Genomic DNA, 10,084 nt, shown 5'->3' with positions numbered 1-10,084 from the left:
CAGCGTAGAGAAACCATCAACTCCGCTGTCCGAAATCAGCGCGGCAGGTCATTCCGGTGCTCGATGGAATCGACCTGATGGAGCTGGTGCTCGTCGACTCACTCATGCCAGCTCAAAAGGACGCCAAACACTAGTTGCAAGCGAGCATGACTCAGGGCCGAGTTCCACGATCGGCTGAAACAGCGGCCTCCGCGCCACACTTGTTACCGCCATTTGTGACGTCGTGAGCGTGTCGCACACATTTCTGACGTCAGCCATGTCAGTTTTGACGTCATGGCGACCACACGTTCTGGGCCTGGCAGGCCAGCCTTGGGGGAGCGGACACGCATGACAGTCCGCGTACCTTCGGATGTTTACGACGCACTTCGGCGTGAAGCCAAGGCGCGCGGCATCTCTATGAACCAGTACGTAGCCGAAGTCGCTGCGGCACACCTCGGCATGCCCAAAGCCGTGTCGCATTTTGACGACCAGGAGGCGATTCCAGCGTGAGGTAGATCAGCTGTGTGACTGAAAACTAAAAATCATGCAGCCCATGAAATGACTGATCCCGGCTCACTGGCGAGTGGGCCGGGATCGAAAGTCAAGAGTTCGAGTTGCCGCTCAAACTCGGGTTGCTCACCAATTAGGAGAGCTGTGCTTCCAAGCACCTCTCAGGGTAGGTCATACCTTCCGGACGGTCCAGTCGATCCGGACGGCGTGTCTTGTTCTGATACCAGCAAAACTGCATCCCATCAGGTCAACACGTGGTGGGAGTCGGTGGCGTGTGTGTGGAGTCCGCGCCCGTATGTGCGGGTCGACCCGCGCAAAGCCCACACCTTCTCGACAACTCGGCGCTTCACCGACGGCGCCCCCGGCCCAGATGTGCCGTACGCGCTGCATCTGACAGACGAAGCCGGCCGTTTCCGCCTGCTTGCTCTGGACTTCGACGCCCATCACGCCGGCTCAACCGCCACTGCCGACCTCGCCGCCTGCACATCCGCTCTCACCGCCGCGGGGATCGAACATCTGGTGTGCTCATCTGGACCCGGCGGGGGATATCACGTCTGGATCCGCCTGAGCACCGCGATCTCACCGACCCGACTAGCGCCAGTAGTGGACGCATTCGCCGCCGCGTGGCCCTCACTTGACCGCGGCCCACTGGCGAACCCGCGCACCGGTTGTGTCCGCGCCCCGGGCTCACCCCACCGCTCCGGCGGAACCTCGGTACCCCTGGGCGACACCGACATTCATCCCGCATCGCTGCGTGCTCTCAAGCGGGCTGTCGAGCAGCTCGGCGCCCACCCTCATCCGGCCGCCGCGGCGAACCCGACGGTTGCCACCCTGCCCGTGCATGTCGATGTCGAAGGCCATCCGCATCTGGCCGGACCACGCCGCCCACTGCCCGCCAAGATCCGCGCCCTCTGCTCAACCCCCATCACCAGCAGCGGGGATGCCTCCGCGATCGGTTGGTCGATCGTGCTCGCGTGCGCACACGCCCGCATGCAGTACCGCGACCTCGCCAGAGCCGCCTTCACCGAGAACTGGCCCGGTCTGGAATTCCTGCGCACCCGCCGCACCGCAGGCGGCCGTACCCCCCGGCTGGACACCGAACAGGAGCTGGCTCGTCAGTGGGCCAAGGCCGTCACTGCCGCCAGCCACGCCACCCGCACCTCGTGCACTGCCAGCCCGGCCCGCCGCACCGCCGAGCGCACCGTCGCCGATCTGATCGCGCGCATGGAGGCCCAGCCCGAGCAGTGGCAGGGCAAAACCGGAGCGCAGAGCCGACTCGTCCTGCTCGCCCTGGCCGCACGCGTCCTCTCGGCAGCCTCCGAGGAGGTCCACTTCTCTGAGCGTGACTGGGCTCTGGCCGCCGGCCTGGTCAGGGACACCGTCGCTGACCGGCTTACCGATCTCGCCGACCGGGGCTGGATCCGCCGCACGCAGCGAGCAGTTGGCCCGTGGGCCGCGACCTGGCGGGTGGCTACCCGCGGGGGCGGGGAGACAGGAAGTGGCGCAGTATTTACTCCAGTCCTAGCGCAGCAACTTCATGAGGAACTGGAATGCGCTCGCGCCGACATCTGGCACGCCCGCCCTCTGGGTGTCCTGGGGATGCGGGTGTGGGACCTGCTCCGGACCGGGCGAGTATCGGTGGGGGAGCTGGCGACACGCTTGGGCGTGTGCGCGGCCACCGTGCGCAGCAAACTCCGTGCCCTGCAGTCCCTCGGTCTATGCACCGCCAGCGGGCGCGCCTACCAGGGGCGCTCCCGCCTAACCCGGGCCGCCGCCGCCGCAGGGGTGACAGGGGCCCACGCCGATCGGGTCCGCCTGTACCGCCTCCAATCGGCGGTATTCGTGTGGTGGTTCACCACCCGCTACCAGGCAGAAGACTCCGACGCGCTTGCCGAATGGGGGAGCTTCCCCAGCCCGGCCGAAGCCGAGCAGGTCCACCCCGTCGATATCGCCCTGGCCTACGGGGCCACCGCGACCGGGCCGCCGGTGGAGGCAACCACCTGGGGGGCAGCAATGGCCGCGCAAGATCGCCACCGCGAGCCAGACCCCGGTAGTTGGTGGGAACTGGTGGCCGCGGCCCGCGCTGCGCTGCCTGCGGCGGACGTGCTGGCCGCGCCCCATCAATGGGCCGCCACTGCCGCCTAACACCTCCAGTTGACCGCCTGCTCGAAGCGGACAAGTCACCAGAGGTCGGGAGAGGAGTCGGTCGTAGGTCCCCAGGGCGATCCGGTCGTCGAGTGGGTGTCCGGGCCGCTTTCTTCCTCTGCGGCCCGGTGGTCGAGGTAGGAGGCAGTGAAGTCGTCCACGTCCACCGAGGGCGCCTGGGCGGTGTCCTCGTCGGGCGAGGTCGTCAGTTCGTCGTGGGTGGCGGTGAGCCAGGCCGCGAGTTCGGCATCGCCAGTAGCGGTTGCCGGTGGGGGAGTGGGCAGAGCGCTTCGGTCTTGACCGGCGGCGGTCACGTGACGCAAGCGGTGGGCGATGACGGCACCGGGGGAGTCCGCGGTTTCGAGGTTCGCTGTGGCCTGCGTCCAGTGTTCGCGTGGGTCGCGGCCGGCTTTTGCCGCGTCGGTCCAGGCTTGGGCGATCGCCGCGTATTGGTCGGGATCTGCCTCGAGCTGGCGACTGTAGAGACGGGGGAGAGCGTCGGTGTATTCGGCCAAAGTGGCGCTGGTGAAGGCGTCGGCGGCCAGGTCGACGCCGTGCCGATACAGCGCTTCCAGACGCGCCGGGTCGGTGGCGTGGTCCATCTCTTCGCGCAGGGCCGCAGTGGCCGAGGCTTGGTGGGTGTCGCGCCGCAGAATGGTCGCCAGAACTTCCGAGGCGGTAGGTGCGTCCCGGTCGCCAGCCGAGTGCATGTGGGCATCTTCCGCCACGAAATCAACGACGGGCTCGCAGACGGCGTAGGCGCGGTTCTCTTGCTTGCCTCGGGTCATGGCGACATAGAGGCCGGCCCGGTCGACGGAGGTGTCCACCACGGCGTGGGTGGTCTCCACGGTGGCGCCCTGGGCTCGGTGGATGGTGGAGGCGTAACCCAGGTGGATGTTGTCTTGCGCGTAGCTGCCGGGTACGAGCATCTGCTCGTCGGTGTTGATATCTTGCACGGCCACCGAGCCGTCGCCTGTGAGGCCGGTGACGGTGAACAGTTGCCCGTTGATGACCCGGCCCAGGTACTTGCGGTCTTCGGTGTAGAGCTTGGCGTTCTTGCGGGCGATGACGGTGTCCCCGACGCCGATGGTGTCGCCTCTAGCGACTCGGGTTTCGCAGGATGCGTCGACGATCCCGGCGGTGATGCGGCCTGAGCGGATGATCTCGTTGAGGGTGTCGACGTCGGTGTTCCTCGAGGCGATGATCAACGAGTTTCGGCCGGCACCTGTGTCGGTGAGGTAGGCCTCCACTGCCTCGGTGAGCATCTGCTCGCGGGTGCCGCCGGTGATCCATCCCCGCTGGGAGTACAGGGCCAGGGCGTCGGGGTTTCCCTCGCGTAGGGAGAGTGTGGCGGCGGCTTGTTCGGTGTCGCTGCCCATGCGCATGACCTCGCGCAGCTCGGGCGTTCCTGGGGTGCGCGCGACCTCTCCGAACAGTCCGCCGGTTTCGACGGCTGCGAGCTGCTTGGGGTCACCGATGAGCCGAACAACAGCTCCCGATTCAGTGGCGATCTCTGTCAGTGCGGCCAGGTTTTCGGTGCTCGACATTCCGGCCTCATCGACCAGGAGCATGTCGCCGGGGGCGATCTTGATCGGCAGTGCCGACAGGGTCTTCTCCGGTTGGTTGGGGTGTAGTCCGCGCCAGGTGAAGGTCACCGAATCGATGGTGTGGGAGGTCGCACCGATCTCATCGGAAAGGATGGATGCCGCCGCTGCCGAGGGCGCCAATCCGATGACACCTCGCCCGCTGTCCTGCCAGGTTTGGGCGAGGAGTTTCATGCTCGCGGTCTTGCCGGTACCGGCTGGGCCAACTCCGGCGGCAACGAGCGTGCCGGAGGTGAGAAGGTGACGCGCCATCGCGGCCTGCCCGGCGTTGAGCGCCCACCCGTGCTCGAGTTCGTGGCGGGCCAGGGCCTGCTCAATGTCGGCGCCTGAGGCGAACACCGCAACCGGTGTGGTGGCCGCCTCGAGGGTCAGTGTCTCGGCTTCAAGGACCGCGGCGGTGGTGTATTTGCGGGAGTTGGCGTGACGGTCCACCCCGGCCCCGGACTCACCCGTCAGTGCCTCCGGTAGGTCCAGCATTTCCGGCGGTGTCAGGGCCACGACGTGCGCTCCCATCGCCTCTTCCATGACCTGGCTGTGGGCTTGCTCCAGGTCGCCGGCGGAGGCAAACCGGTATCCCTTCAGGACGGTCGACACTGCCGTGTCCACGTGCGACTGGCGGAACTGCGCCCGCTGGGAGGTCACCGCGCGTACAGCTTTGGTTGCCACGTCGGTGGCGTGTTCGCTGCCTGAGTACAGGGGTCGGTCCTGCTCTGCGCCGGCACCTCGGACGCCGGAGAGCATGGCCGCAAGGGCGTCCTGGCCAATGCGCTCGGCGGCCACCTTGTGCCAGGTCTGCCGGTGCTCATCGAGGGACTGTGCGGGCTTCTTTGCATCGCGTGTGTCGAGGATGGCTTTCTGCCACAGGGCGTACGCGGCCCGCTGCGAGGGTTGGCGACCATTGGCCTGGACGTACTCGGTGACCAGTCGGTCGTAGACCGGACGGGCCAGGGTCCGGCGGGAGGAGAACGCGTCGATCAGGCGGCGGTCAATACCGGCGACTTCCCAGATGGGCGCCTTGTCTCGGTGCGGGTAGTGGGCCACAAATCGCGCGCCCATTCGGCGGGTGATGAGGTCGTGCAGGACGGCGTCGTAGCGGGCGGAGATCGCCTGGTGCATCTGGTGGATTGCGCGTGAGTCCAGGGTGCGCCACCGCCCGTCGGGGCCTTGCACTTTGTTGGCGATCAATACGTGCGAGTGCAGGTCCGGGTCCCCGCCGCGGGTGTCGAAATGGGTGAACTCACTGGCCACGATCCCGCCGGTGGAGACCTGCTCGATGCCGTTGGTTCCCACCCGCGTGTACACCGCATTGTTCTCGGCCCAGGTGAGTGCTTCGGCGACTGCTTCGTGGTGCAGCGCCGCGATGTGGGAGGCGGTGTGCTCGTCGGCCATTGCCCACCAGACGCTGACACTTTTGACCGGGGAGAAGGTGAAGTCGAACCCGGCCACGGCCTGGCGGACCTTGTCTCGTTCGCGGTTGACCCAGGCGATGACGTCGCGCCCGGAGGCGTGGTCGTAGCCGAACTGCTCGGTGTAGAAACCGCGTCCGACACTCTCGGCGATCTGGCCCTTCTCATCCGTGGTGGGGCGCCTGCCTTCGCCAGAGACGAACGCCTTCTCAGCGGCGTCGATCGCCGCCAGGACCGGCACGCCGGAGGCGTACAGGGAGTAGGAGCGGCCCAGTTTGCAGGCCGACAGTGGCGTCCCTGATTCCATGAGGTCGTCGGTGTCCGGGTGCAGGCCTTCGCCGTACAGTGCGGCCATCTGTGCTTCGGTGACGACCGATCCCGAGATGGCGTTCTCGGATGCCAGCCCGGTCAGTCCGGAGCCGATCCAGCGGCCCGGTGGGGTGCCCTTGGCGGCGTAGTAGTCCGACAGGCTTTGCCCTTGCGGGTCGGCGTCGTGGGTGGCCACGGAGCGCAGCAAGTACTGGTATCCAGTCCCGGCGTGCACCGCCCGCAGGCTCATCATGAACGCCAGTCTAGGCGGGGGCGTCTGGGCGCGTCTATCGGCGCGGCTGGCCGGGTCGGTGACCAGCGGTTTTCCAGGCGTCATTAGTAATGCCTACTGTGTAAGACTGTTCAGAGGAGCGAGAGCGAGTCGGGTTTTGTGGCGGACGCACGGAGGGCGACTGGCCGGGGCGGTGCGGAAGCTGCGGCGGGCAGCCGCAGCCAGAGCGTGGGCAGCCAGAGCGTGGGCGACTGCGGGGGAGAGCGGCGACCAATAGGGTCGAGCGTATGGGCCTCGCGAAGACAGACTCCCGTTCACAGACCGCACGGGCCCGCGCCCGCCAAGCAATGGCCGTCGAGTTGGAGCGAGCGCGCAAGCGCGAGTCCAAGCTTATTGCCGTGTTCTCCGCGATCGACGCCCGCGAGGAAGCAGAAGCCACCCTCGGCGGCGCGCTCATCGAGCTCCGGGGCCTCGGCGTCCCCCAGTCCGACCTAGCCGAGATGACCGGCCTGTCTGCCCGCGACGTCGGTGCAGCGATCCGCAGCGCAAAAAACTCCGAGGACGACAACGACGAAGCCAGCGGCGAGTCTGAGTCAGAGAGCACCGGGAGTGCGAGCGAAGACGCTGAGACGGGCACGGCTGTAGACAGTTCGGACAGCAACGGTGCCAGCAACCACTGATCCCCGCGGTGGGCCGTGGTGTGAGGACGTTCCCCTGCCGGGACTGGACCTGGAACCACGGTCCACCTCGTCTGGGCCGTCGGCTAACTCGCGCCCCTACAGCGCGACACTGCCCCCCACTCCGGAGGCAATCGCCGCGTTCTGGGCCAAGGTCGTACGAGCCCCCGGCGACGGACATTGGCTGTTCACGGGGGCCGTCTCCGGTGTTGATGGGTACGGACGCTTGAGCTGGCGCGAAGGCGGCGTGAGCCGCACCGAATCAGCGCACCGGTTCGCGCTTCTACTCGACGGCATCGACCTGGCCGGCGTCGTCGCCGAACACCGCTGCAACGAGCCACTATGCGTGCGCGTTGATCCCGATCACCTGATCCCGTCCACACAGGCGGCGAACCTGAACTACGCCGTCGCCTGCGGACGCACCGGAATTATCCGAACCTCCCTCAGACGGCAAGACCGCCACGCCCGCTCCCTGGCCGTCCGCAACGCAGTCTCTGGTGGCTGGGACCCCATCGCCTACAGCGCCGCATCCGGCAATACCGCACCCCTGGATACACCTTCGCTGTTCTGATCTGACGTACGCTTACCCACAACAAAGGCCCCGCCACACCGCGGGGCCTTTTCTCGTTCCGGTCGGAAGAGATGTGTCAGCGTTCAGTCACTCGCGCGTCTTGCGCTTTCGCAGTTCCCAGAACTGCGGCAGCGTCCACCGCGGGCGGCGTCTGGTCGATCACCACGCGCGCCAACCGTGACCGGTACCGCGCATCATTGCGGACCGCGAACGACCAGTGCCCGATAAACCAGGCCAGCGTCCCCAGCGCCGCGAGGAGTCGGCGCCCACGTTCGCCCCCTGCCTCACCCCGAGCAAGCCGATGATCGCGCACATCCCGCCCACACCTCGCGCGGTCGGAGGAAGCACGAGGGCACCGCCCGCCACCACCGCGACCGCCAACGTCGCCGTGCCAAGATCCCACATTGCGTGCCACCTTCTCCCTCAGGCCGCGGGCGCCGTGGACGCCGCCTACCTACGACTCGAGTCGGTCCGCCGAGCTCGGCGTCCCCGAATGATCGTCGTGCCCTTGGGGTGTGGCTGCCACCTCTGACACTCAGTTCTCAGGGGCGCTCGTCGGGGCGTTCAGTTGCGGTCGACGGTGTGCCGGCCGGGCCGGCCTCGCGAGTGTTATCGCGTAGTGAGTCCAGCACTTCACGCAGAGTGTCCGAGGTCGCCTCGGCGCGGACCCGGGCCCGGTCGGCCTGCTCGGCCTCGGCGCGCGCGTCCTGCGCGTCCCGAAGGGCCGCGTCAAGCTGCCCGCGCAGCTGCGCCAGCTCCGCGCGCAACCCTTCGACCTCGCCAGCGGCGCGATCGCAGGCCGCGACGGCGTCATCTCTCTGCGTGGCGGCCTGCTCGGCGGCGGCCAGGGCGTCTGCTTCGCCAGTGCGGGCTGCATCCAGCGCCACGGCGGTCGCCTCGTCCGCCTGCTCCGCGGCCCGCTTCCACGCCGCGGCCCACACCGACTGCACCATCGCCGACATCGCCTCCGACAGATCCGGAGCCTCGGGCACGTCCCCAGCAGCGCCGGTGGCGTGTTCACGCATCCACGCGGCCACCTCACCGATGCGCACCCCCGCTTCACGCTGCACGCTGCGCACGGTGACCTTGTCCCCTCGCGCGACGAGCACCCCATAGGCCCTGGCGATCTTCTCCGACGTCGACATAGCCATCTCCCCTCCGATCGGTAACGGGTAACCGGAAACGTTTTCCGTTACCTATGTTACCCGCCTGTGGCGTCCGGCGGGATAGTGCTCGCCCGGATATCGCCGGCGAGCGGGCGCTGCGGCGGGTCGTCGGCGCCCAGGACCCAGGCGACGACCCGAAGGCGATTCTGCCCAGAGGGAGGGGAGCGCCGGCTATCGGCGGTCAGGTTGTAGGTATCCAAGACGGCGGCCAGGGCGGTGTTGCCCGCCGGCGGGGCCACGGTAATCCCGGTGATTCCTCGTTCCCACAGCGACACCGGGATGTGGGAGCCCAGGTACGTGACTGGCGGTCGTGTGGCCAGTGAGTGGTGGTCGCTCGTGAGCGGGCTGTCGGGTGGGGCCGTGGGTGCGCGCTTACCAGTTCTTGGTGGGGTCCATGACGCGGGCGCGCGAGTGGCCGCGGATGCGGAAGCTGGGGTGGGCGAGTCCCTCGTTGACGAGGCGGCGGCCGACGTCGAGGGTGGCGGCGAGTTGATCGTCGGTGAGTGCCATGCGGTCATTGCGCAGGGTCAGGGAGACGACGCCGTTCCATGCGCCCCAGAGGAAGAGCGCGGTTTCTTTCGGCGGGTAGTCGGGCGAGGCCTCGCCCGTGGCGATGGCGCTTTCGAGGTGTGCTTGGAACCGGCCGAGGATCTCGTCGAGGCGGTCGCCGACTTGTTGGCTCAGCTCGTGGGCGCTGGCGGAGAGGCCGGAACCGTGGCCGTCGAAGGCGAGGAAGCGGAACGACCCGCGGTGGTCCAGGTAGAACCGCAGGTACACGTCGCTGGCGGCGATGACCTGCTCGAGGGGCGAGTACTCGGGACGGAGGGCCTCGTCGAGGTAGGTGCTGAACCGGGTCAGCGCGCGGTCGGCGAGGGCGAGCAGGATGCCGTCCTTGCTGCCGAAGTACTTGTAGAGCGCGCCCACTGACATGTCCGAGTCCTCGGCGATCTGCTCCATCCGGACGTTGCGCTGCCCGGAGACGAACGCCCGCTCGGCGGCGTCGAGGATGCGCTCGCAGTTCTGCGCGCGGCGCTTAACCATCCGGGGGCTGCGCCGCGGGGGCGCGCTTGCCGACTCGGTCACCTCCCGGATGCTACCGGGTCGAGGCCCCCCCGGCCCGTGAACGAGATTCACTAGGGAATATTCGTTGACAAAGTGGGTCGGGCGTTCCAGACTGGGTCACGAACGTGGCCGACGTCACAGTGGCGTCGAGGACGGCCACTCCACCGAGAAGAGGCGCGCCGACCCACGTAGAGACGGACGCACGAGGCGCCCGCCGCGGCCGTCTGAGCCCAGGGAAAGAAGCGTGACAAGAAGGCCACTGAGCCTGCGCTGACCAACGGAAAACTCAACGGGCCAAAGGACGTCAAATACTACGTATCAGGAGTTCACTATGGCAGTTGTAACCTTTGTCTCCCACGACGGCGAGGAGCACGAGGTGCCCTTGGAGGAGGGGCAGTCACTCATGCGGATCGCCGTCAACAA

7 protein-coding genes and 1 pseudogene are annotated in these 10,084 nt (G+C 67.6%); 5 read left to right on the top strand and 3 right to left on the bottom strand.

The window, feature by feature from the left end:
• Positions 1–327: 327 nt before the first annotated feature.
• A complete protein-coding gene (locus tag G6022_RS02000) occupies positions 328–489 on the top strand; it encodes a toxin-antitoxin system HicB family antitoxin (RefSeq protein WP_119192862.1) in 162 nt (53 codons plus the stop codon).
• A 297-nt stretch (positions 490–786) separates the two neighbouring features.
• On the top strand, positions 787–2,634 hold the full coding sequence (locus tag G6022_RS01995) for a hypothetical protein (protein WP_146776290.1): 1,848 nt from the start codon (positions 787–789) through the stop codon (positions 2,632–2,634).
• A gap of 35 nt (positions 2,635–2,669) precedes the next feature.
• Here G6022_RS01995 and mobF read toward each other — a convergent pair whose 3' ends face one another.
• A complete protein-coding gene (mobF, locus tag G6022_RS01990) occupies positions 2,670–6,206 on the bottom strand; it encodes a MobF family relaxase (protein WP_228549013.1) in 3,537 nt (1,178 codons plus the stop codon).
• Between the two features lie 266 nt (positions 6,207–6,472).
• On the opposite strand from mobF, the gene G6022_RS01985 reads away from it, so the two are divergent.
• Positions 6,473–6,865, top strand: coding sequence for a hypothetical protein (locus tag G6022_RS01985; protein WP_181694353.1), 393 nt, complete (start codon positions 6,473–6,475; stop codon positions 6,863–6,865).
• A gap of 244 nt (positions 6,866–7,109) precedes the next feature.
• Positions 7,110–7,433, top strand: coding sequence for a hypothetical protein (locus G6022_RS16745; protein ID WP_228549012.1), 324 nt, complete (start codon positions 7,110–7,112; stop codon positions 7,431–7,433).
• A gap of 542 nt (positions 7,434–7,975) precedes the next feature.
• Here the strand turns inward: G6022_RS16745 and G6022_RS01975 are convergent.
• Positions 7,976–8,578 (bottom strand): hypothetical protein, encoded by a 603-nt coding sequence (locus G6022_RS01975; RefSeq protein ID WP_241504589.1) that lies wholly within the window; start codon positions 8,576–8,578, stop codon positions 7,976–7,978.
• 393 nt (positions 8,579–8,971) lie between these two features.
• Entirely contained in the window at positions 8,972–9,682 is a 711-nt protein-coding gene (locus tag G6022_RS01970; RefSeq protein ID WP_146776291.1) for a TetR/AcrR family transcriptional regulator, read from the bottom strand.
• Between the two features lie 310 nt (positions 9,683–9,992).
• Here G6022_RS01970 and G6022_RS01965 point away from each other — a divergent pair.
• A pseudogene (locus tag G6022_RS01965) lies at positions 9,993–10,084 on the top strand (2Fe-2S ferredoxin); the annotation flags it as partial.

It is taken from the genome of Dietzia sp. Cai40 (genome assembly GCF_014145165.1).
GTDB lineage: Bacteria > Actinomycetota > Actinomycetes > Mycobacteriales > Mycobacteriaceae > Dietzia > Dietzia natronolimnaea.
Note: the sequence above shows the minus strand (reverse complement) of the source record. Positions and strands in the feature narration are given on the sequence as shown.